This window comes from Paralcaligenes ureilyticus, from assembly GCF_004346225.1.
GTDB lineage: Bacteria > Pseudomonadota > Gammaproteobacteria > Burkholderiales > Burkholderiaceae_B > Paralcaligenes > Paralcaligenes ureilyticus.
The window spans coordinates 54,875-78,388 of the sequence record NZ_SMAJ01000016.1; the positions used below are offsets into that span (position 1 = coordinate 54,875).

Consider the following 23,514-nt stretch of genomic DNA (forward strand, 5'->3'; position numbering starts at 1 on the left):
GCTAGCGGTCCCCCAATCGCGGGTTGGCGACAACTTCGTAAGCGCGGCTAACGAACACGAAGGCGCTGACGAGCAAAACGATCGCCGCCGATGGCGCGATGAACCACCACCAGGCGCTGCGTGTGTAGCCCGATGCCCATAAATCTTGCAGGATGCTGCCCCACGTAATCGCGTTGGGGTCACCGAAACCCAGGAAGCTGGCAGAGGCTTCGGTCACGATTGCCCAGGCGATGTTGAACGAGGTGTAAAGCAGCAGCAGCGGCAGGATGTTAGGGACAATGTGCCGGTAGATGATGCGCATATCACTCGCGCCTCGCGCCTTTGCGAAGGCTACATATTGGCGCTGTTTGATCGCCATCGTCTGGGCGCGCACTACGCGGGCGGATGTGCGCCAAACAATTACTACGATCGCCAACATCACGAAGCCGATGGAGCGCCCGAACAGAGAGATCAGTACGATGATGAAAGGAAGGAACGGCATGCCGTAAACGATGTCTGTTAGGCGCATCAGGACGTTGTCGACACGGCCGCCGTAGTAGCCGGCAAACAATCCGATATTGGCGCCGATGACAATAGAAATCAGCCCGCTGAAGAGGCCGATGATCATTGTCGTGCGTGTGGCCACGATCATCTGCGAGAGCAGGTCACGTGCCAGATTGGTCGTGCCAAGCGGAAACTCAAAACTGGGAGGATGTAGCACCGCCATGCGTCCGTCCACCATCCGTAGCGACTCGTAGGGGTCGTGCGGCATCAGCCACGGGCCGAACACTGCCACGAGCGCTGCGACAACGATCACCACAGCGCCGAAACTACCCAGTCGGTCGGCTCGAATAATCCGCAAGTTGTTGGCCAACTCGCGGCGCAGCACGGCAACCCAGCGCAGCGCCCGGCCTCCTGCAGGAGGCACAGCAGGGGTTTCGAGGGGTTTGAGGATCACCGTTGTGCCCCAAGAATGAAGCTGTCCACTGCTAGGCGACGAACGTGGGACTCGTCGACCTGGATACCCAGGCCAGCAGTGCTGGGCAGGTGCACCACCCCATCGCGCACGAACGAAGAGAAATCGGTGGGATCCTCTGCAAGGCGCAAGGTCGACATATAGGCGTGCCCAAAGTCGACAAGGTTTCTAATAGTCACGGCGTGCTGCAACGAAGCTGCCTGCGTAATACCGAACTCCAGCATCGAATTCATATAGCAACGAATCCCGAAGGCCTCTGCCACTGCGGCGATGCGTTGGGCACGCAAGGGTCCGCCATTTTTGCTGCTCTTGATACTGAAAACACTAGCAGCCCTGTGAGCAGCGATCTGAGCGGCGTGCGCGAGTCCGACCACCGACTCATCCGCCGATATCGGCAACGTTCTGCCGCTAGCCAGCAGCGCCATGCCCTCGAGGTCGTCCTTTACTACGGGCTGTTCGACGAACGCAAGTTGAGAGCCACTAACCCCGTCCAGGAACTCCCGCGCTTCGTCGCGGCTCCAGCCCTGGTTGGCGTCGGCGATCAGCGCGACACGCTTCCCATAGCGTGCCTCAAGCGTAGCCACCCGCCGCACCTCATCACGCACCGGTGATGCGCCCATCTTTAGCATGAAGCTCGAGAAGCCCTGAGCAGCCCGCTCGTCGATCACGCGAATATCATCCTCGGCGGTACCATTGTTGAGCGGCCACAGCACTGGAAGCGAATTGCGGAGCGTTCCACCCAGCAGCGTTGCAACCGGAACACGCAGCCGCTTGCCGAGAAGATCGAGCAGCGCCATGCTCACCGCACCTTTGGCACAAAGGTGCTTGGGCAGCAGTGCGTCCAGCACTGCATCAATGCGCCCCGGCTCGGGAGAAGCAGAAGCAAGCACCGCCGGCAATAGCGCTTCCTTAAGGGCCCTCGCGGCGTCGCCGGACGATTCTCCGGTAAAGGCCTCATTGGGATTGGCCTCTCCCCAAGCCTCAACGCCATCGGCGTCAGTCAGTTTGAGCAACACCGCGCGTGTTGCAGTCAACGTGCCGGTGGACAGCTTGTACGGCGTGACGAACGCAACTTCAATTTCGAACACCTCTGCCGCGATCACCGGTGCCATCGTCATAGTACTGATATTTTCTGCCATTCTGGTTCTTTCGGTAGTCATGTAGTTCCAATCCGGATGCGTGGGTCAAGAAGACTGTAGGAGAGATCGGTGATGAAGTTCAACCCGATCACGACTGCTGCCATCACGAAGAAGGCCGCCTGCGCGACAGGGTAATCATGCTGCAAGGCAGCGTCGACCATGGCCTTGCCTAATCCCGGCCACGAAAATACGGTCTCGATCACGATCTGTCCGCCGATCGCAAAGCCCAAGATCAGCGAAGAAACCGTAACTACCGCCAGCAGTGCGTTGCGCGCCGCATGCCGGAACAGCACACGGTTCGGACTCAGTCCCTTTGCACGGGCGAATTCGACGAAATCCGAGCCCAGCACCTCGAGCATCGAATCGCGCATCACCAGCATCGGCGTGGTCATATAAAGTGCGGTGATCGTGAGCGTCGGCAAGAACAGGTGTTCTAGGAAATCCGCTGAGGTAACGAGCGCCCAGGTGCTGCCGCCGGGATCCGTGCCGGGCGTAAACATACCGCCCGTCGGAAACATATCCAACTGATAACTCAGCCCCATGAGCAGCAGGATTCCGATCACAAACGGTGGTGCAGCCTGGCACACGAGCCCCACGACAGTCGCGCCGTTATCCAGTATGCCGCCGCGGCGTGCCGCCATCAGAACGCCGAGCACAACGCCAAACGCAATCGCCAGGATAAGTCCGGTGCTCATCAGCAGCAAAGTGTTGAATAGCCAGTGGCCCAGCAGATTCGCGACCGGCTGGCCGCTCGTGAAAGACCGCCCCCACTCGAAAGTAACCAAGTTCTTCAGGTAGATGATGAACTGCTGCCACATTGGAAGATCCAGTCCAAAGGCATGCTTTAGCCGGATCTGTGCAGCCTCGTCGAGGGCGGGGCTGATGACCTGCGCAGTCGGGTCACCCGGCATCATCCGGAACAGGATGAAGAGAATCACTGCCACGCCCAACAGCGTAAGCATTGCCGATAAGAAACGGCGCGTCACGTACGCTGTCATTGGGTGATCCCGTGAAGGAGCAGGTTTCTAATGCGGGCGTTAGCAGCTCGCAATGCGCCGTGTTTCACTGACCCTCCCCGCGCCGGTGTAGCAGTCGACCCTGCGGGCTCCATCCATAGCCGGCCTTCGCAAGAATATCGCGCGCCGTCTTCACGTCCTCGGCTGGAACGGTGACGGCAGGGTTGTGCCAAAATTCATTAACGGGCGAGATAATTGATGCGCCGGGGTCGGCATAGCCAAGCAGGACCAGCTCCGAAATCATCTTGCGCGGCATCACATGATTGAGCGCCTGACGGAAGGCTGGATCGTCGAAAGGCTTGATCTTGTTGTTGTACGAAAGGTGATAGAGACCGTGGCTGCGATACCCCTTTGCAACCACGTTCTTTACGGCCTTCAAGCGATCGACAAGGGCTGGCGACAGGATATAGCGCGTGCGGTCGCATTCACCCCTCTCGATGGCGGCGGCCAGCGCGTCTTGGCTGCCGTAAACGATGCGAATCATGCCAGCGCACTTGGGCGGGTTAAAGTGCTCGCGGAACGCGCTGAACTTAATTTCCGAGCCGCGACGCCAGTAGTCAACCTTGAAAGGTCCGCTGCCGACCGGCTTATCGTTGGGTAACTTAAGCGGGTCATCAACGTTCGCGTTTTCCGGGATGCCTTCCCATATGTGTTTCGGGATGATAGACATCGCCGCCAGCACATTGGAGACGAACGGCGCCGATGGATCCTCGAGCCGAATGCGCACTGTATTAGCGCTAGGCAATTCCACCGCGACGACGTTGTTGAGCGCAGTCAGGAAAAACGGTGCCTTCCACTTTTTATAATATTTAAAGCTGAACTGGACATCCTCGACCGTGACCGGCTTGCCGTCATGCCAGCGCATGTCCGAGCGAATCGTCAGGTCGATCGTCTTGTCATCGATCATCTTCATGCCAGTGGCCGCCCAAGGTACGGGTTTGCCGCCCGGCCCGATGCGAAAGAGCCGGTCATAGATGATGGCGAGTTCCGCGAATTCAGTCGAATCAACAACGGCGAGTGGGTTCAGGTGTTTCACGTCTGTGCTCGCGCCGGTGCGAGAAAGCCCGTCACCTACCGCTTCCATGTTAACGTCAGACCAAAAGCCACCGATACCTTCGCCGATCTGCGGAACCAGGCCTTTGAGTTTGTCCGAACGGTAAGCCATCGTGATCTGCGGATAGACCAGCACGGTGCCTGGTTGGTCTTTGAAGATGATCTCTTGCGCTTCGAACACCAGTTTCTTGCGATCCTCGATGTTCATCGTGTGGCTCTGGGCGATCGCTAGCGTATCCAAGCGGCCGTTCTTGTAGCCCATCCAGTTGAAGCCGCCGGGCTTGTACTCCCCGGAGTAGTGAACGCCGCGAATAAAGAAGTCGGGATCGATGCGGATCGACGTGCCTGTGAGATTGACCAGGAACATCTCGAAGTCATGCTCCATGATGACTTTTTGGATGCCTTGGTTGTAATCGATTGGATTGGCCTCAACTTCCCACCCGATAGACTTGCAGGACTGTGCCACAAGTCGCGCAATTTCTGGACGGGCTGGGTCGAACTGCGCGGTACAGGTCAAAATAGAACGCTTCGCCACTGGCGCTCCGATTTGTCGCGCATGCCCGATGCCACTAACGGCGGTTGCGGCAAGAGCTGCTGCGCTTTTTACGAATTCACGACGATCCATGCCCGCTCCTTCAGTTAGTCAGGCCCAAGCCCGATATGCGACAAGTCTACGGTTGAGGGTGTGACATGTCTACGCCGCAAGACGCAACGTTATCAATCCATAACTGTGAGTTATAGTCGACTCAAAGCCCTAACACTTGAAAAGGCAAAACTATGAAATTCCGACTCATTGAGGTCTTCAAGGCAATGATGGAATGCGGGACAGTTACAGCAGCCGCTCACTCGCTCAAGATATCTCAGCCGGCAATGACAAAGCAACTCACCCAGTTGCAAAATGAGCTCAACTTAGTGCTATTCGAACAGCGCGGTGGGCGCCTGGTGCCGACATCAGAAGCGCAAGCCCTTATTGGTTCGATAGACCGAGCGTGGCGTGGCGTCATCGAGTTGAAAGAAGCTGCCAGAGACGTGCGTGACATGCGACGCGGCCGGCTCACAGTAGTCGCTTCCCCGAGCTTCGCCCAGACGCTGATGGCCGACTTTGTCGCTCAATTCACTCGTGAATCGAGCAAGATCACAATCGCGTTGCACGCGCAAACATCTCCTCGGGTGATTGACTGGACAGCGGACGGCCAGGCAGATATCGGAATATCAATGATCCTCGCGCCCCGTCCCGGCGTTCACGTGGAGGCGCTGGGAAGCCTCGTTGGAGTTTGCGCGCTGCCAATTGGCCACGCGCTCGCTGCAAATAAGGTCATACGCGCGGAGGATCTCCACGGTCAGCCATTCATCTCATTAGCCGAGATTGATGGTGCGCGCTCCCGGGTGGAAGCTGTATTCGATAGGCAAGCGATAGACCGCGACATCTCTTTGACAACGCCGCAATCCGCAGTGGCGTTAGCGCTTGTCGCACGGGGCGCCGGCGTGGCGATCATTGACGAGGCCGCAGCGACGATGGCTGACCTGACTCGGGTGGCCATCCGCCCGTTCTTGCCTACGGTGAGCTTTGAAGTCTACATGTACCATCCCGCGAATAAGGTACCTTCACAGTTGAATGAGCGGTTTGTGCGACAGTTTCGGACGTGGTTTAAAGGCTATCGTGCGACCGCGAGAGACACTGTCACCCCATTGCTGTCGCAAATATCCGCCTCCCATACGGACTCCCCACGCAAACGAAGAAAATGAGTCGAGTGGGATGCCGCGGATCGGAGCCAACGTTCAACAGACTTGAGCAACACATAGATTGTTCATCGTGCTAACATTTCGTTAGCTAAATATTCACAAGCTAAACAATGAGCAATTCGGCGCTGCACATGCAGAAGATGGAGGCCAGTCTGGATCTCGTCGCACGCAGTGTGGCGGGTTTCCCGCTGCAAGACGCGACGCTGGCCGGTTGGCTGAATTTGGCCGCGAAGGGGTTGACCAATTTGTCGGATGCGGCGCTAAGTCCGTACGACATGCACCAGAGCGACTTTCGCGCGCTGATGTATTTATTTGGCAATACGGATAACCCCGTTTTCCCGGATGAGTTATCCGCTTATCTTGCGCAAACTCCGGCCAACGTCACCCGTATTACGGACTTACTCGTCAAGCGCGGACTGGTGGCGCGTGCCAACTGCGCCGAGGATCGGCGTCGGGTCGAATTGAGAATCACACAGGCCGGCCTCCAGTTCGTCCTCGAGCTTTTGCCCAGGTTTTTTCCGCCATTGCGCGCGGCGTTTTCCTGCTTCAGCGCGGCCGACAAGTGTGAGTTGCAGCGTCTGTTGCGCCTACTTGTCAAGTCGATGGATACCGTGGTCGATTCCTAACTCATGAAAAATTTTATTCTGCGTACCGCCCCCTGGTGCCTGGCACTGCTGTTGACAGCCTGCGGCGAAAGCAAGGATCCGGCGCCGACGCCACCGCCTCCGCTGGTTGGAGTGGTGACCACGCACGTGGAGAACGTGCCTCTCGTCAAGAATTTGGTGGGTCGTCTGTCCGCATTCCGTAGTGCCGACGTGAATGCCCGAGTCGCAGGCGTGCTGCTCAAGCGTGCTTACGTCGAAGGCAGCGAAGTGAAGAAAGGACAGTTGCTGTTCGAGATTGATCCGGCACCCCTGAAAGCGGCGCTGGCCAGTGCCACGGCGCAACTCGCAAAAGACCAGGCGAACCTCGGCCAGGCGCGGGTGAACCTCGCGCGTTACCAACGGCTGAACCAACAAAAAGCGATTGCCGAACAAATTTACTCCGACCAGAAGTTCCTGGTGCGGCAGGAGGCAGCGACGGTTGAGGTCGATCAGGCCGGTGTGCAAACAGCACGCATCAATCTGGGTTACGCCCATGTCACCTCGCCCATAGCCGGCCGTGCCGGCCAACAGCAGGTCACCGAGGGTGCGCTCGTGGGCCAGGGCTCTGCGACCTTGCTCACGACGGTGAGCCAACTGGACCCGCTGTACGTCAACTTCGCTATCGGCGTAAACGATCTCAACGAGTTGCAGAGGGCCGCAGAACGTGGCGACATCCAGCTCACTGCGCCCAACAAGACCACGGTCAAGGTCACGCTGCCCGACGGCACGCCCTACGCCGTGCCCGGCACGGTGGATTTTTCTGCACCCACGGTCGATCCCTCCACCGGATCGGTCACTTTGCGCGCGCTGTTGCCGAACCCGAAGTTCAGGCTGCTTCCGGGAACTTACGTCACCCTGCAATTGGCGCTGGGTGAGCGCCACAACGCGTTCCTGATTCCGCAACCCGCAGTGCAGCGCGACATCACGGGCACCTATGTGCTGGTGGTCGGCAAGGACAGCAAGGTTACGCACCGCAACGTGACGACGAATGGCACGCAGGGGGTTGACTGGGTCGTCACGTCCGGCCTCAGCGCGGGCGACCAGGTGATCGTTTCGGGGTTGCAGATGGTACAGCTTGGTGCACAAGCCAAGACAGAGCCTTGGCAGCCGCCCGCATCGACTGCAAAAACAACGGGCGCTGCTGTCGCATCCGCCAAAGCCACCGACGGCGAGTAACGGAATTTCCACATGTCGAATTTCTTTATCGACCGGCCCATTTTTGCCTGGGTAATCGCGATCCTGATTACGCTTGGCGGCGTGCTCGCGATCGACGACCTCGGCGTGCAGTCGTATCCGAATATCGCACCGCCGCAGGTTTCGATTGTCGCCCACTATCCCGGCGCCAGTTCCAGCACCGCCGAAGGCTCGGTGACCGAAGTGATCGAGCAGCAGCTCACCGGCATCGACAACCTGCTGTACTTCAATTCGTCCACGAGCTCCAGCGGCCGCGTGGCCATTACCCTGACCTTCAAGCCCGGCACCAACCCCGATATCGCTGCGGTACAAACGCAGAACCAGGTGTCGCGGGCCGAGCCGCTGTTGCCACCAGAAGTGCTTGCACAAGGCATCGTTGTCGCCAAGGCCAACCCCGACACGTTGATGGCCGTTGCATTGAGCTCGGACAACCCCGCCATCGGCCGGGACCGCCTGAACGACATCGTCGCTTCGCAAGTGCTCAACCCCATCTCACGCATACCCGGCGTCGGGGCCACAAATCAGTTCGGTGCCGAATATGCAATGCGGATCTGGTTGAATCCGGAGAAGATGCATGGCTACGGCCTGTCGGCGACCGACGTAATCAACGCGTTGAAAGAGCAGAACATTCAAGTGGCGGCCGGCACGCTGGGCGCGGACCCGGCAGTCAAGGGCTGGGGCTTCACCGCCAACGTGACCGGAGAGAACCTGTTTTCGACGCCCGGGCAATTCCTCAACATTATCCTGCGTGCCAATCCCGATGGCACCGTGGTGAAACTCGGGGATATCGCGACTGCGGACTTTGGGCCGAGAAACTACGGCTTCGACACCATCTACGACGGCAAGCCGATCGGTGCATTCGCTATCCAGACTTTGCCCGGCGCCAACGGCCTCACCGTCGCGAAGGCGGTACGCGCCGAGATGGCGAAGCTGCAGGTGGGCTTTCCGGAAGGGGTGAGCTGGTTCGTTCCCTACGACACCACAACCTTCATCACGATTTCGATCCAGGACGTGCTGACGACACTGGTCGAGGCCTTAGTGCTGGTGTTTCTGGTGATGCTGATCTTCCTCCAGAACTTCCGCGCCACCCTCATTCCTGCCATCGTGATCCCGGTGGCACTGCTCGGGGCGTTCATCGGCATGGATGCGCTCGGGTTCACCATTAACCAGCTCAGTCTGTTCGGCATGGTGATGGCCATCGGTATCGTTGTGGACGACGCGATCGTAGTGATCGAGAACATCGAGCGCATCATGACCGAGCAGGGGTTGTCGCCCAAGGAGGCCGCGCGCAAGGGCATGAAGGAAATCTCGGGCGCCGTGGTTGCCATCACGGCGGTGCTGCTGGCAGTATTCGTGCCTTCGGCGCTGCAGTCGGGCTCGACCGGCATCATCTACCGCCAATTCGCCCTGACGATCGCGGTGTCAATGTTCTTCTCGGCGTTCCTCGCACTGACTTTCACGCCGGCACTGTGCGCGAAATACCTGAAGCCGGAACACGAGCGCAAAAAGAATGTTTTGTTTCGCAAGTTCAACGACATGCTTGGCTGGACACATCACACCTACGTCGGCCACGTGGCACACGCCGTGCGCCATGCTCCGCGCTGGATGGTGGTGTTCCTCGTGGTGGCGGTGATGGCCGGATTCCTCTACGCCAGGCTGCCGGGCAGTTTTGTGCCGCAGGAGGATCAGGGCTACTTGCTGGCCATGGTGCAATTGCCACCGGGAGCGACCAAGCAACGCAGCGAAGCGGTGATGAGTCAGGTATGGGGCGTGCTCCAGAAGGATCCCGAGATCGAGCACATGATGCAGATCGTCGGCTTCAGCCCGGTCGGCTCGGGTGAAAACAATGGCATGGCGTTCATTCAGTTGACGGACTGGAGCAAGCGCAAGCTCACTGCGGAGCAGTTGATTCCACGGTTGAACAAGCAACTGCACAAAGACATCCGCGATGCGTCCATCGTCGTCGTCAACCTGCCCACGGTGCACGGCCTCGGCCAGTTTGGGGGTTTCGACATGTACCTGGAAGACACCGGCGGCCTTGGGCGCACCGCGCTCAACCAGGCGCTCGAGACGGCGCTGGCCAAAGCCAAGGGTGACAAGGTCCTGGTCAACGTGCGGCCCAACCAGTTGCCACCGGCGCCGCAGCTCGATTTCAATATCGATCGCGTGCAGGCGGCCTCGATGGGGCTCTCGGCTACCGACGTGGCCAATGCGGCCAGTTTGATGCTCGCGCCCACCCAGGTCGGCCAGATGTTTGCCGAAGGGCGTGTCAAGTTCGTGATGCTGCAGGCGGCTGCGCCCTACCGCATGAGCCGCTCGGCGTTCAACGATTTCTACACGCCGAGCAGCACGCGGAAGAATCCCGACGGCACGCCGGCGATGATTCCGATTTCCAGCGTGATCAAAAGCCACTGGGACCTCGTTTCACCATCGCTCGCACGTTTCAACGGAAATCCGGCGATTGAGGTCGTGGGTGACGCCGCCGCCGGCTTTGCATCGGGCCAGGCGATGGATGCGATGCAGAACATCGTGGCGCACGACCTGCCGCATGGCTTTGGCTTTGACTGGGCCGGCGAGTCGTTCCAGGAAGCTGCGTCGAGCAGCGGTGCCCCCATGCTGATGGCTTTGTCCATCCTGGTGGTGTTTCTGGCGCTCGCAGCCCTGTATGAAAGTTGGTCGGTTCCGGTCTCAGTGCTGCTGATCGTGCCGCTTACGCTGCTTGGCACGGTGCTATTCACGATGGGACGCGGCCTTTCCAACGACGTATTCTTCAAGATCGGCCTGGTGACCGTGATCGGCCTGGCTGCGAAGAACGCCATCCTGATCATCGAGTACGCGGTTGCGGCGCAGGGGGAAGGGAAGACCTTGCGCGAAGCGATCCTGACTGCGGCGCGGTTGCGCTTCCGCCCTATTCTGATGACCTCGTTCGCGTTCATTCTTGGTGTGTTTCCGCTCTTTATTTCCACAGGAGCCGGTGCCAACGCGCGCCATGCCATTGGCACCGGCGTGATAGGTGGCATGCTGTTCGCCACGATTTTCGGACTGCTCCTGATTCCGGTGTTTTACGTGGTCGTGCGCCGGATCGCCGGCGACAAGCTTGATGAAGTGAGAGTAGCGGAACGAACTAGCCGGGCACGCGGTGATCTCATCTAGCTATTGGCCCACCAAAGACGAATGGCGCTTCGACGGTCCGCAAGGTCATGTCAGCGTAAAAACCAATCCATGCATGCACACCAACAGCGGCGACACTTGCCGTGCGAGCCGCGCCCGAAGAGCTTGATCTTCTCGCTGTACGTGAAAACCGGGCAGGGTCAGACCTCAAGAGGCAGCCAGAGGCCACGCTTGTAGCGCTGCAGCTCTTTTCCCTCGTAACGCCACAACAACATCCAGCCGTTATCGCACAATTGGCCCAGCACAGCGTTACGCGCCATGACGCTTTCGATCGAGGCCGCAGGCGCATCGATCACAACTGTCAAGCGAACGGGCTGGTGATACCAGCCATCGCCGTTGTGCAAGGACTGCTTGGGCAGGCCGATGCGAAGGTCACCGCCATTGCCTTCAAATACCCCGACATGGCCATCCACGACGTTGTGCAGCACCTTGTTGCCTGAACCATAGTGCAACGGATCGCAGGTCGAAGCGTGGTACTGCCAGGACAGCCAGTGAGTGACCAGCATCGGTCCCATCATCAGCTTCTCGAGCACGCTGCCGTCCGCATCGAAACGAGCGTCGTAGTCGTGAAGGTAGGCGCGATTAAGCACTCTGCCACGACTGCGGTCACGCGGACCGATGATGAACGCGGCGTTGCGGGTGAGCCCCCACTCCGGCCGGGTCTGTGAACCGTCATTGGCTCTGCGCCGGAAAGATTTCAGCAACGCGTCGGGTGCAAGGTTCGCGTCCATCCACAGTGCCGGCGCACGCTCACGACGAATACGATCGCCCGCCTGCGCAAAGACCTGTTCCATCTTCTTCCAACGGACCTGCGCTGTCGGCGGCAGGAGATCAAGGTCGAAGCCAGTCACTTCGTCGGTGGTCGTGTTGTGCAATGCCCCAATAAAGAAGGTATCAGGTGGAACGTTGAGCCCGCGCTGGTGCAAACCTTCACGCACCCGCGGATCGTTCAGTAAGTGTGCCAGCGCACGTGCATTGGCTTCTCCAGGCCGGCCGTAGCAGGCCCCGCAGTCGAGGGTCGATGCATGCGCGTTGTTGGTGCTTTGCCCAGTGTGGCCACACAATATGACCAGTGGTGCCAGGCGGCCATCGAGCCCCATAGTGTGCAAGACGCCTGCGGCCAGCTCCACCTGCTTTTCGACGTCGAGCTCCGTAATCATCGGCCGGCACTGTTCCTGAATGGCAACAGGCAAGCCAATGTGATCCACACTGACACGCGGCGTCACCGGTGGCCTGATCCAACGCACAATCTTGCCGAGATAGCCAACGCCAAACGCTTCGACAAAGGAAAAGGTCGCATTCGGCCAGCGCACGGCGCCCAGCCACTGGTCAAGCCGCGCCAGCCGCTTCCAGCGTGCCGACCGGACCCGCACCGATCTCGCACCATCGGTGGTGGCGCGCCCCGATGCCGTCACGACATCCTGCACCGCGATACTCGGATAGGCTATCCCAGGCAACTGCGGCCGGTGAATGTCGGTACCCAGCGGATTGTAATGAATAGGGATACCGAAGAAGCCCGCGAACGCACGCGTCTGGACACCGCACCATACGGCTTCCAGCGAACGCCGCATGAGCTCGCTGCGCGTATCAATGCAAAAAACGGCCTGAACCTCTGGCGCCTGCGTTGCATCTGACGGCACCGGTGTGCGCAGCGTGCGTGCGAACCCGCGCTGGAAGCTCGTTTCGAGGGCCTGTTGCCATAGTTCGTCCACCACCAGCGCCGAATCCGCTTCTGCGACACGCCGGTCGAAATCCCGCCAGTTTGCGCCAAGCGCAACAATCGCGTCACGCCGCGCAGCAGACGGCACGGAGCAGGCAAGCAACGCCTCCCACGCGATCCGACAAGCAAGCAGCTCGCACAGGCGCGGATCATTCTGCCCGGCGGGTATCTTCTGCCAGCCAATGTATGCGCACCACGAGGCCCAGCCATTGATCGACAACAGCAACGCCTTGAAGTAGTCCTCCCAAACCGGCTCCTCCAGCGAAAGCTCGGTCAGCGCCCAACGCATCGCCTCCTCTGCCCGCAACGGCAGTTTACGCAACTGTTTCATAAACCCGGGCAGGCCCAGCCTTGAGCTCAGGCCATGGTCGCCGATCATGCTCTCGCGCCAGAAACCGTACAGGCTGGGACTGCCCGAAGCGCGCCAGTCTGCCTGATGGCGGTCGAAGTAGGTCGCACAGGTCTGGCTCATCTGGAACACGAGGGCTGCCCGCCACGGCCAGCGTTTGTTCTTCTGCACCGCGTCGTCGAGCAGATCCACCAACAACGGCTCGCGGCGTACACGGGGCGCGCTCGCCAGCTCGGCAACCCAGTGCTCGGCCGTCATCGCACAGGCTTCATGTGCGGTGTGGATTTTCAGCGCGGCATCCAGATCCGCGCGCGTAATGCGGCCTGCATCCCACTCCTGCCTGATGTAATCTCGCGCAGGAAACACGCGAAAGTCGCCAAGTACCGCCAGACGCGCCGCCACGCGGCGGATCGGCATGCCAATGCGCCGCCAGTGTGGGTTGACCGCCACGGCCTGATCCAGCGGCCAGGCAGGCATGATGCTGGAACACGCGCGCGCTGCGACACTTTGCAGGGTCTCATCGTCAGGGCCAGCGGTCGTCGCGGCCGATTCATTCACAGAGGTTGTAGCAGGCATGACCGAACTCATGATTCGGACCGCCCCCAGGCAGATTCGCGGAGGCTCCAGGGAGCCAGCTTGACTTCGCGGCCGGCTCCGGCCCAACGGGCAGGCCACAGCCTCAACACCCAGTGGGTGTAGCCTTCATCCATATAAAAGCCAGCGTACACCCAGCGGCGCACGGTAACGACCGATTGCGGCCAGAGCTGGAACACCGTCATCCCAAGGTACATCGCGCCCATTCCGATCAAGGCGACGACGCCGGCGGCGGTCAGCGGATCATTACCTGCACCAATCGGCGCACGCTCCATGATGCCGGCGGCGAGCGTCAGGAAGGCAGCAGTCGCCAACGCCGTCGCCATCCGCACGGGCACTACCTCAGAGCGACCTGGTTCCGCCTTCGGCACCCACAGGATCGGCGCCCACGCGAGCGCCAGCACCGCACTCCACCACCACGGCCATGCGTGATTGCCCATCACAGACTGAAGGGCAAACACGATGACAAGCGCGACGGGCACCGCGACGACCATGCTCAAGCCCAAATTCCGGACCGTGCCCGTGATGAGCTTGCGATCGCACTCCCTGACGATACTGGAGGCGTTCAAAAAGTTGTGAGCCTTGTAAAGCGAATGGCCCAACAGGTGCAACGCCGCAAAGAGGTACAGACCCAGGCCGCACTCGAGCAGCATGAAACCCATCTGAGCGATCGTAGACCACGCCAAGTGTACTTTCTGGCTGACGCGCGTTAGCAGCACCAACCCCGCCACCATCGCTGAAACCAGCCCAAATACCACCAGCAGCCAACGCGCGGCGAGCGACACGCCAAGCAAGGGTGCAAACAACACCAACACGTACCCCCCCAGGTTGACCACCCCGGCATGCAGCAGTGCCGACACCGGCGTCGGTGCTTCCATCACCTGTACCAGCCAGCCATGCACCGGCATCAGTGCCGTGCGCGCGATAACTGCCAGTACCAGGCAGATTCCGCTCCAGGCGAGGGTCGCGGAAGCATGGCCATCCGCGATATACGCCCACAAGGCAGACAACGACCCGCTGCCCACCTGCGACCACGCAAGAATCGCTGCGGCAATCAGGAGCAAGTCGGCCACACAATCCGTCACCATTTTTTTGTGCGCCGCCAGTAACGCAAACGGCCGGTCCTTGTAGAAGCACAACAGGTAGCGCATCGCGTATTGGATGGCCGTCCACGCAGCAATCAGGACGATCCAGTGGTTGGCCAGCAACAGAAAATGCACAGCGGCCAGCACAGCGGCCAGGGCAGCAATGTACACCGGCTGGCGCGGCTCACCCTTTAAATGATTGGATGAATAGATGCCAATGGCAGCACCGAGCAATTGCACCAGGAGGCTTACCCAGGCGCCGAACTGATTCGCGGCAAACCAGCCCTCCATGCCCGGCGCCGCTGTGCTGTATGCTGACACAAGCGCCAACTGCGAAGCGAGCCCGACCAGCGAAAAGGCCAATGCGGTGAGCGCGAGCGCGTTGAACCTCCGCCACATGCGCTGCACGGGCACGTGGCTACACCACGCCCACAATGCCGCAACCGACATCAGCACGGCAGGCGCCAGCGCAAACGCGAAATTCAGTTCGTACGACAAATTCAACACACACCCTCCCAAAAGCAACGAGCCTATTCTTCAAGTTTTTATATGTTCTGTAAATTACATTTATAATATGGAATAGTTCTCTAAAATAGAACGATGGATATAAATCAGCTTAATTTCAAGCACTTGTTTTACTTCTGGCGTGTAGCCAAGAAGGGATCTCTCACGCACGCGGCTGAACAGATCCATACTTCCCAGTCCGCCCTCTCCACGCAAATCAAACAACTGGAGAACCGCCTGGGCAAGCCTTTGTTCGACCGCCGCGGACGGCGCCTGGAGCTCACCGCGACGGGCCAGCAGGTCTTTGCCTACGCCGACAGCATCTTCGGCCTGGGTGAACAGATGCTTGGGTGGCTCGAAGGTCGCGACGAAGGCACGACCCACGTACGTGTGGGAAGCGTTTCGACCATGTCACGCAACTTTCAGGTCAACTGGTTGCGCTCCTTGTTCCGCGACCCGACAGTCGTTCTTTCCGTGGACTCGGGATCGTTGCAAACGCTGGTGGAACGCCTATTGCGCCATCAACTGGACGTGGTGCTCGCCAACGAGCCAGTCCTTTCCGATCCTGCCCATCCGGTGTCTTCGCGATTTCTCGGCAGTCAGGTCATCTCACTGGTTGGCCGGGCCGACCGTTGGTCGGGCACTACGTTGCGAGTCCCACAAGACCTTGATGCAGTCGAAATGGCCATGCCAAGCCTGCGCCACAGCGTGCGCGCACAGTTCGATGCCTTGTGTTTTTCGGCTGGGGTGCAGCCAAGACTGCGTGCCGAGATTGACGACATGACGATGTTGCGACTGGTCGCGCGCGACAGTGGCTGGATCACGGTGCTGCCGGAAGTGGTGGTGCAGGATGAGCTGCGCTCAGGCGAGCTGGTGCACGTTGGCCAGTCCTCACAGCTCACCGAACATTTTTACGCCATCACGGCCCAACACCGTCAGCCAGTGGGCCCGCTCAACCAGCTGCTGTTGCGCGCGGCGGCTGCAGACGCCTTTACCTGACGCAGCCTCCTATAAGTACTTTAGCTGGCCGCCACTTGACGGTGCAGCAGATTCGTTCGCAGAGCGTTCTCCATGCGACGCTTAGGCGCGGCTCGTGACACCGTCCGTGATATGCATTCCACGAGGAGCTCACCAGTAACTTTACCGCACAAAGCACCCAACAAGCCCCTTTCATGAAGCGGGATCAGGAAAAGGACAGCCTCTTATTGCCAAAATCGTACGAAAAGCGAATTAAACGTATTTAATGATTAATTGCATTTAATTTAAATAATTTTAAACGACGTTACTGGAATATAGCATCGAACAGACTTTATTACCTCCCGACAGACTTTATTTTCAGTCTTCAGCAATGAAGAGACACAATAAAGTTCGCTCGGGGGGCGTCGATCCGAGTCATTGATTTTATTTGGTTTCAATGATTCGAATTCACGAGGTTAAAGTTCGCTCGAACAACAACATACAACGTTAGCCGAAGAAAGTTTGAGTCAAAGTTCGCCCGGACAATGAATAATCAGGCGCAGTAGATCGCTCAACGTTGGAAGATGTTGTCTCGGTGATAAATTTTGATTGTGGGGAAAACGATAACACATTAGCGGTGCATCAAAATATTGCAGAAAATAGGAGACCGCGTTGGGTGAGGCTGGCAAGTGTCTTAAATTCTTGAGCAATCCATCGCCTACGAAATTAACCATCGTATAGTCATTCGCTGTCATTTTTGACGCCAACTTGGAACGCTTCGATTCTGTTGAATTATTCCATTTTGCGAGTCATTTGGCCCTCGTACGATAGTCACTAACAATTATGATGGGAGGAACCTTTGGGCTCTTGCCCGACTCGCCGATTAGCTAACTCCTTATCAAAACTGTGGCGATCCAGAGTAAAACATACTGAACCAAATGCCTCGAACTGGAGGCAAGCATGAAAATCATTGCACCACTGCTCGTGTTGGCTTTGGGCGTCGCAGCATTTATCCGCCTATACAACAAGCCCACAACCGCAAAGGCCTTTAAGAAAAGCTCATGGGATGAATGGTTTGCTCTGCCGGGCGTGTCGCCAGACTTCATGGACGAGCGTGAACAACCGAGGCCAGTAGAATGAGTCATGAGCTATTTATTATCATTGTCGGCTCAATTATGGTCGCGTATGGTGTGATCAGCTTGTATTTCGGCAGCGAATCGGCCCAGAGAAAATTCAATCCTCGTGGGGAGACTCGGCGCAGCCCGAAGACGACCAACATCATCGATACCGACTATCGAGTGAGGCCGAAATGATTTTTGTACTCATACCCATGCTCTTGCTTTTCCTTGGACTAGCGGCAGGTTCGGCCTTACGTATACTTTAAAGAAGAACTAGCCAGCCCTAAAATCCTTATTCAACAAGACTACCGCAAGAGAGCGAGAGAATAATTAGCCTGCTTCTAGTGATTGGCAATGCGATCCGAACCTGTCAGAGCTTCTGCTCACGCTGTTAGCCAACGATTCACGTGCATAGATGGCATGCAATGACCGAGAAACCAAATGATTTAAGTGCGACCTTGGTAACTTGAGTCAGGCCGCAGGCTTGATGCGATTGGACCAACTTTCAGTTCAGTTGAAATGGGAACCTCCCTCCTCCTTCTCCGTGCCTAAATAAAGACTAGTCGTATGGATTCAGATGTGCCCGAGCATGTCTCTGACCTGAGTGTGTGGCGTAGTTTTGACTAGCACTGACGCAAATGTATGCCTTACCGCACTGCACCGAGTTCCATTGTGACGAAGGCACAGGGTATGTCGCTGAGACGGGCGAACCTCGATGCAACGGCAGGAAACGATGTACCAAACGAGTCAGCCATATATTGGATAAGCTCCAGAGATGGCTCTTTCTTGGATACGATCAATAGCCATTGCCGGAGATATCTTCACAATTGAACCTGGTACAAAAGGGGCTTGGGAAGTGGTGGAAACAGTGCAGAAGAATTTTATTTTTGTTTCGTAGCTGAAGTTAGGCCCAAAACAGCGCTGGTTTGGGGCCTCGACTCCTATGGTCAGGTCGCGCGTTTAGGTTCGCCCCTTCCACGGCACCACTTTGCGCTCGACGAACCGCATCATGAAATCGAACGTGTAGGCGATTGCGGCAATGATAATAATACCGACAATGACGGTAGAGGTCTGAAGGAATTGCGCTGCCGACAACACCATATATCCCAAGCCTTCAGTAGCCGCTACCATTTCCGCTGCTACCAGCGTAGTCCAGCCAAAACCAATACCAATCCGCATGGCCGTGATGATTTCTGGCATGGCCGAAGGCAGTATGATTTGGGAAGTCACTTGCCACCGCGTAGCGCCGAACGAATAGGCAGCATGTATTTGCTCAATGGCAGCGGATTTTACGCCTGACCTCGCGCCTAGGGCAACAGGTGCGAATACCGACAAAAAGATCAGTAATATTTTGGATTCTTCACCAATGCCGAACCAAATGATCATGAGGGGAAGATACGCCAGGGGCGGTATGGGTCGATAGAACTCGATAGGCGGATCGAAAATACCTCGTGCTATGGGGCTCATACCCATCCAAAGCCCCAAAGGGATGCCAATCACGCAGGCCAGGAAAAACGCGCTAAAGACGCGAAAGATACTAATTCGGACATGAACCAGCAACGATGATCCGGTAAAGCCATCAGCGGCAATGTGAAGAAATTTTTCGACAATGGCCTGAGGCGAAGGCAGGAAAAGCGGCTTGATCAAGCCCAGCGTGGTGAATAGCCACCAAAAAAATATCAACCCGATAATGACCAGAAAGCTAATAAGAACGCTATCGCCCTGGCCAGGCACGCCATATATCTGGCCAGGCTTGGCGGCGCGAGCGCGCCGCAGAATCAACAAAGCGGAAGGCGACTTGGATCGAGTGGTGCTATTCATGGTGGGTGCCCTCATCGTCCCGAAAAATGATCTGAAGTATTTTTTCGCGCAACGCGATGAAGTCTGGTGAGGCCTTAACTGCGCGAGCATCACCAGTTGCCAGGTAACGACGATTGAATGACAGGTCAAACACATGCGAGATTCGCCCAGGGCTAGGTGACATCACAATCAACCTCGTTCCCATGAATAACGCTTCCTCGACACTGTGGGTGATCAGAAACATCAATTTTCCGGTTTCGTTCCAGATTTTGAGAATAAGCTCTTGCGCACGTTCGCGCGTCAATGCATCAAGTGCGCCCAACGGCTCATCCATCAAAAGGATTTCGGGATCGCTGGTCAGCGCCCGTGCGATACCGACCCGTTGCTGCATGCCTCCGGACAACATGTAGACGGCAGACTGTTCGAATTGCTCGAGCCCCAGCAACTTGATGTACTTACAGGCGACTTTCTCGCGAGCAGGACGATTTTTCCCTTGAATCTTCAGACCAAAAGCGACGTTGTCCAGCACATTGAGCCAAGGCAGTAAGGCATGTTTTTGAAAAACGACCGAGCGATCCGCGCCTGGCCCACTGATGGGCTCGCCCCCAAGAGTAACCGTACCTTGGGTGGGTGCAATGAAGCCCGCAATCACATTGAGCAGAGTCGATTTTCCGCAGCCCGATGCGCCCAACGCCACGACAAATTCGCCTTGTTCGATTTCCAGGTTGATACCCTGCAAGGCATGGATCTGTCCCGTCTTTCCGGCAGCGGGATAAACGCAAGAAACATCACGTATTGACAGTGCCGCCATAGCCGCAACCTCTTTGTATAACCAGGATGCTGGCTTTCACCAACGGATCAGTCAAACGCATCCAAAGTGTGGGTGGCTGAAGGCCGATCCCTAGCAGAAATCAGGCCTCCAATTTTTGACGATAGATTATTGAACCGATTTAGCTATAGCGCTATCAACGAATGGACTGTAGTTCTTGCTTACCGTGTCGATGCGACCGTTGGCCTTCAAGAAGTCTGCGGTTCGTTTCAATGCATCGGCTGCATGGCTATCTAGCCACGCCCCTTGCTGGGACGCCGTTAGAAAAGTAAAACCATCCAGAATCGTAGGAACCTGGCTAGCCTGGGCACCCGTAGACTGGGCAATTTGCTTGATCGGCGTCGAATCGGCAGTCCATTTCGCCTTATTATTCAAATAGTCGGCGTTGGCCTCGTTCATGGTTTTGGCGAACGCTGCCATGCTTTTGGCGTTTTTCGCGGCAAATTTTGGATTCACTACCCAGCCATTGAATGTCGGATAGCCCCACTTGGCTATTTCACCCGCTGATATCAAACGCTTGCCATTTTCCAGCAATACACTTTGAACCGGATTCCAGACAAACGCTGCGTCAATTGCTTTTTGTGCCCACGCCGCATTAATTTGATCAGGAGACATGCCGATAATTTTCACATCTTTCTGATTAATCCCCCAATGACTCAATGCGCCCATCAAGGAAAAATGTGAGGTCGAGCCTATGGGCACAGCAATGCGTTTGCCTTTAAGGTCTGCTGTCTTGTCGATGCCGCTGCCGTTTCGAACGATTAATGACTCGGAAGAGCCAATAAGGAATGAAATCAAAAACAGCTTTACATCGACTCCTTGGCTCGCGGCAATGGCCAACGGCGACGAGCCCAACTCGGAGAGTTGAACGTCACCCGACGCCATGGCGGCAATAACGTCCGCTCCGGAAGCAAATTTTCGCCATTCGATATTCCAGCCAGTAGCCTTGACAAACTTGCCTTGCGCAATAGCCACATGAGATGGAGTGGGATCGCCAAAGGTACCAATGATGACCTTTTCGGCGTTTGCAGCAGCGCCGAGCCCGATTGTCAATGTCAGTGCAATAGCGATTTTAGTTATAAATGTTTTCATGATGTGTTGTCTCCTGATTATGCGACGCTATAAACTTAATGAAACGTTGAAGCTCTCCCTGATGATTCGCCCAACCAGATGGCAGTCATCAATAGAAAAGGTAAGAGGAATACGCATGTCGAACAGACCGTGAAGTACTCGATCTGTTTGGGGCAACGTTTGCGTGCTTAGATAGCGCCAGCTTGAGTAATGGCTGGTGTAGCCTCGAGGCTCAACTGCGCCAAACCACTTGAGATCAACGCCGCGCTTCTTGCACGTCGCAAGCAATGCATTGGCCTGTGATGTACTTATGCCGGGAACAAGGAATTGTATTGAGCTTCCGACGAACTGCTCTTGAGGTGGCCGTAGCGGCATCTTCAGGCCGTCCACGTTGCCCAATTCGGACTCAATGGCGTGATAGCGCTCATTCCAGCGGCAAACGCGATCATCCAAACAGGATAATTGCGGCAACAATATCGCTGCACGCAGATTGTCCATACGGCCAGAGCAGTTTGGCGTATCGAGCCGTATATCGGCGTACGCCTCTGGCGCCGGCCCCGCCGTATGCTGATCATAGAGCATGTAGGAGCCAGACAAAATGACCGCTCGCGCCATCAAATCGCGATCATTGCTGGTCAAGAAACCGCCCTCTCCCGAATTGATATGTTTATACGTTTGGGTGCTGAAACAGGCGGCAATCCCGAAAGTCCCGCTTGGGCGCCCCCCCCAGAAGGCTCCCATGGTGTGCGCACAATCCTCAATCAACGACGCACCGTGCCTGTCAAGAATGGTCAATAGAGCATCCATATCGACAATATGGCCGCGCATATGAGAGATCAGCAAAAGCCGGGAGGATGTCTCACCAAGTTTTCGGTGCAGATCGTCAAGATCGAGTACGAGCTGGTCTGTCGTCTCTACTAAAACCGCCTTGCCTCCAGCTGCGTGGATAGCGCCAGGAACGGGCGAGAGGGTTAATGCATTGGTGAGCACCGATTCGCCAGCCCAGAGTCCGAAAGCCCGCAATGCCGTTAACATTGCATAACCGCCCGATGCACATGCCAGACAGTAATCGACACCAAGATAGTTTGCGAACTTGTTCTCGAGCGTCGTTGTCTCGGAAGTTTCGCCTTGATTCACGTTGTAGCGGTGTAGCCGCCCGCCACGCATAATCTCAATTGCACGTGCAATGCCAACCTCAGGAATTGGCTCCTGCTGAGTAAAAGATTTGTCAAAGCTTTCCACGGCGATCTCCAACGATTCAGGCATAACGCTTTTGTTCGTAGACGTTGAAATCCCAATGCATATCAGGGTAATACTTGCGCAACCGCCAATCACACGCTCGCGCATGACCCTCCATACCCTCGGCACGGGATATCCGCGACCCTACCGCACTGAACACCTGATTAGCCTGGGCCGACAGCTCCTGATACGTCAAAACCTTGAGAAACTTCTGTACGTTCAGGCCTCCGCTATAGCGACCCGCACCTTTTGTAGGGAGAATATGATTAGTGCCTGAGCATTTGTCTCCGTGGCTGACTGTGCTCCCTTCGCCGAGAAACAGGGATCCGTAGTTGCGCAGGTTTTCCCTCCACCACGACGGATCTTCCGCAATAACCTGCACATGTTCGGGAGAATATTGATCACTAATCTTGGCTGCCTCCTCGCGCGATTCGCACAATATGATCACGCCATGATCATGCCACGCTGCATTGACCACTTCCGCATTGGGCATGTCGGCGGCCACCTTGGGCATCAACGCGGCGACCGCGTTGCCCAGGGATTCAGACGTGGTAAAGAGCCAGACTGGAGAATTTGGACCATGCTCCGCCTGGGACACCAGGTCTACGACGATAGTCATCGGATCAGCAGTTTCATCGGCAATAATCGCCGATTCTGTAGGACCGGCGAAGACGTCAATGCCAACCTGACCAAATAGAATACGCTTGGCTTCGGCCACATAGGAATTACCCGGACCCACAATAATGTCGGCCTGTGGGCAACCGAACAGTCCATATGCCATCGTGGCTATTGCCTGTACTCCCCCCATTTCCAGGATAATGTCAGCGCCCGAAAGGTCCATCGCGTAAGCCACCGCGGAATTTATGCTTGAGCCTCGGGGAGGCGAACTAGCTACGATACCCGATACACCCGCCGTCTTGGCAGTAGCAACACTCATGATCGCCGAGGCCGCATGAGCGTACCGCCCGCCTGGGACATAACACCCCGCTGCGGCTATTGGGATTACGCGTTGACCCAGTCGAACGCCCGGTTCAGTTTCAATCTCGAATTCGGTCAAACTCTTGCGTTGCGCATTAGCGAATCTGACAACCTGTTTGTGCGCGAAACAAATATCTCGCCGCAATCCCTCTGGAACTTGATCTATAAGCGCGGCGCGCTTTGACGCAGAAAGCACAAAATCACCCTCCCAACCGTCTAATCGACGTGCATAGTCGATAACCGCACTTTCACGCCGCTTTTCTATGTCCGCAAGCATCGCTTCCACACGTTCCTGAATCAATCTGTTCTCGGCCTGGACTTGCCCGCTTGCTGCGACCGTCTTGATATAACGCAC

General features: G+C 57.0%; 17 protein-coding genes and 1 pseudogene. 7 read left to right on the forward strand and 11 right to left on the reverse strand.

All coding sequences use genetic code 11. From position 1 onward, the window contains the following. Nucleotide 1: 1 nt before the first annotated feature. From EDC26_RS16525 to EDC26_RS16540, 4 genes are all read right to left on the reverse strand, one after another. Nucleotides 2-937, reverse strand: a complete 936-nt coding sequence (locus tag EDC26_RS16525) for an ABC transporter permease (protein WP_132584663.1) — start codon at nucleotides 935-937, stop codon at nucleotides 2-4. Further along, on the reverse strand, nucleotides 934-2,094 hold the full coding sequence (locus EDC26_RS16530; protein WP_243700954.1) for an enolase C-terminal domain-like protein: 1,161 nt from the start codon (nucleotides 2,092-2,094) through the stop codon (nucleotides 934-936). Before EDC26_RS16530 ends, EDC26_RS16525 begins: the two co-directional genes overlap by 4 nt. Before the next feature lie 17 nt (nucleotides 2,095-2,111). Continuing rightward, complete coding sequence (locus tag EDC26_RS16535; protein WP_132584667.1) at nucleotides 2,112-3,092, reverse strand: ABC transporter permease; 981 nt, start codon at nucleotides 3,090-3,092, stop codon at nucleotides 2,112-2,114. 64 nt (nucleotides 3,093-3,156) lie between these two features. Then, nucleotides 3,157-4,788 (reverse strand): ABC transporter substrate-binding protein, encoded by a 1,632-nt coding sequence (locus tag EDC26_RS16540; RefSeq protein WP_132584669.1) that lies wholly within the window; start codon nucleotides 4,786-4,788, stop codon nucleotides 3,157-3,159. Between the two features lie 152 nt (nucleotides 4,789-4,940). On the opposite strand from EDC26_RS16540, the gene EDC26_RS16545 reads away from it, so the two are divergent. The 4 genes from EDC26_RS16545 (at nucleotide 4,941) to EDC26_RS16560 (ending at nucleotide 10,897) form a co-directional block, all read left to right on the forward strand. Then, nucleotides 4,941-5,909 (forward strand): LysR family transcriptional regulator, encoded by a 969-nt coding sequence (locus EDC26_RS16545; RefSeq protein ID WP_132584671.1) that lies wholly within the window; start codon nucleotides 4,941-4,943, stop codon nucleotides 5,907-5,909. A gap of 107 nt (nucleotides 5,910-6,016) precedes the next feature. Beyond that, complete coding sequence (locus tag EDC26_RS16550) at nucleotides 6,017-6,532, forward strand: MarR family winged helix-turn-helix transcriptional regulator (RefSeq protein ID WP_132584673.1); 516 nt, start codon at nucleotides 6,017-6,019, stop codon at nucleotides 6,530-6,532. Nucleotides 6,533-6,535: 3 nt separating this feature from the next. Then, nucleotides 6,536-7,726, forward strand: a complete 1,191-nt coding sequence (locus tag EDC26_RS16555) for an efflux RND transporter periplasmic adaptor subunit (RefSeq protein ID WP_132584675.1) — start codon at nucleotides 6,536-6,538, stop codon at nucleotides 7,724-7,726. 12 nt (nucleotides 7,727-7,738) lie between these two features. Next, nucleotides 7,739-10,897: a multidrug efflux RND transporter permease subunit gene (locus EDC26_RS16560; protein WP_132584677.1), complete on the forward strand. Its 3,159-nt coding sequence runs from the start codon at nucleotides 7,739-7,741 to the stop codon at nucleotides 10,895-10,897. A gap of 158 nt (nucleotides 10,898-11,055) precedes the next feature. On the opposite strand, the gene EDC26_RS16570 is transcribed toward EDC26_RS16560, so the two are convergent. Beyond that, on the reverse strand, nucleotides 11,056-13,572 hold the full coding sequence (locus EDC26_RS16570; protein ID WP_132584679.1) for a YbcC family protein: 2,517 nt from the start codon (nucleotides 13,570-13,572) through the stop codon (nucleotides 11,056-11,058). Further along, nucleotides 13,569-15,170, reverse strand: coding sequence for an NADH-quinone oxidoreductase subunit L (locus EDC26_RS16575; RefSeq protein WP_243700955.1), 1,602 nt, complete (start codon nucleotides 15,168-15,170; stop codon nucleotides 13,569-13,571). Before EDC26_RS16575 ends, EDC26_RS16570 begins: the two co-directional genes overlap by 4 nt. A 93-nt stretch (nucleotides 15,171-15,263) precedes the next feature. On the opposite strand from EDC26_RS16575, the gene EDC26_RS16580 reads away from it, so the two are divergent. The 3 genes and pseudogenes from EDC26_RS16580 to EDC26_RS16595 form a co-directional block, all read left to right on the forward strand. After that, nucleotides 15,264-16,166: a LysR family transcriptional regulator gene (locus tag EDC26_RS16580; RefSeq protein WP_132584681.1), complete on the forward strand. Its 903-nt coding sequence runs from the start codon at nucleotides 15,264-15,266 to the stop codon at nucleotides 16,164-16,166. Between the two features lie 918 nt (nucleotides 16,167-17,084). Beyond that, nucleotides 17,085-17,264, forward strand: a complete 180-nt coding sequence (locus tag EDC26_RS16585; protein WP_132584683.1) for an AbrB/MazE/SpoVT family DNA-binding domain-containing protein — start codon at nucleotides 17,085-17,087, stop codon at nucleotides 17,262-17,264. A 786-nt stretch (nucleotides 17,265-18,050) separates the two neighbouring features. Continuing rightward, nucleotides 18,051-18,140 (forward strand): annotated as a pseudogene (locus EDC26_RS16595) (cupin domain-containing protein); the annotation flags it as partial. Between the two features lie 62 nt (nucleotides 18,141-18,202). On the opposite strand, the gene EDC26_RS16600 reads toward EDC26_RS16595, so the two are convergent. The 5 genes from EDC26_RS16600 to hisD all read right to left on the reverse strand — a co-directional run bounded on the left by EDC26_RS16600 (nucleotide 18,203) and on the right by hisD (nucleotide 23,514). Beyond that, nucleotides 18,203-19,063: an ABC transporter permease subunit gene (locus EDC26_RS16600; protein ID WP_207915182.1), complete on the reverse strand. Its 861-nt coding sequence runs from the start codon at nucleotides 19,061-19,063 to the stop codon at nucleotides 18,203-18,205. Further along, nucleotides 19,056-19,853 (reverse strand): taurine ABC transporter ATP-binding protein, encoded by a 798-nt coding sequence (locus EDC26_RS16605; protein ID WP_132584689.1) that lies wholly within the window; start codon nucleotides 19,851-19,853, stop codon nucleotides 19,056-19,058. The genes EDC26_RS16600 and EDC26_RS16605 overlap by 8 nt, the downstream gene beginning before the upstream one ends. 126 nt (nucleotides 19,854-19,979) lie before the next feature. Continuing rightward, the gene (tauA, locus tag EDC26_RS16610; RefSeq protein WP_132584691.1) at nucleotides 19,980-20,963 is read right to left on the reverse strand and encodes a taurine ABC transporter substrate-binding protein; all 984 of its coding nucleotides are present in this window, start codon (nucleotides 20,961-20,963) and stop codon (nucleotides 19,980-19,982) included. Between the two features lie 27 nt (nucleotides 20,964-20,990). Continuing rightward, on the reverse strand, nucleotides 20,991-22,208 hold the full coding sequence (locus EDC26_RS16615) for a DegT/DnrJ/EryC1/StrS family aminotransferase (protein ID WP_132584693.1): 1,218 nt from the start codon (nucleotides 22,206-22,208) through the stop codon (nucleotides 20,991-20,993). After that, a complete protein-coding gene (hisD, locus tag EDC26_RS16620; RefSeq protein ID WP_279432688.1) occupies nucleotides 22,201-23,514 on the reverse strand; it encodes a histidinol dehydrogenase in 1,314 nt (437 codons plus the stop codon). The genes EDC26_RS16615 and hisD overlap by 8 nt, the downstream gene beginning before the upstream one ends.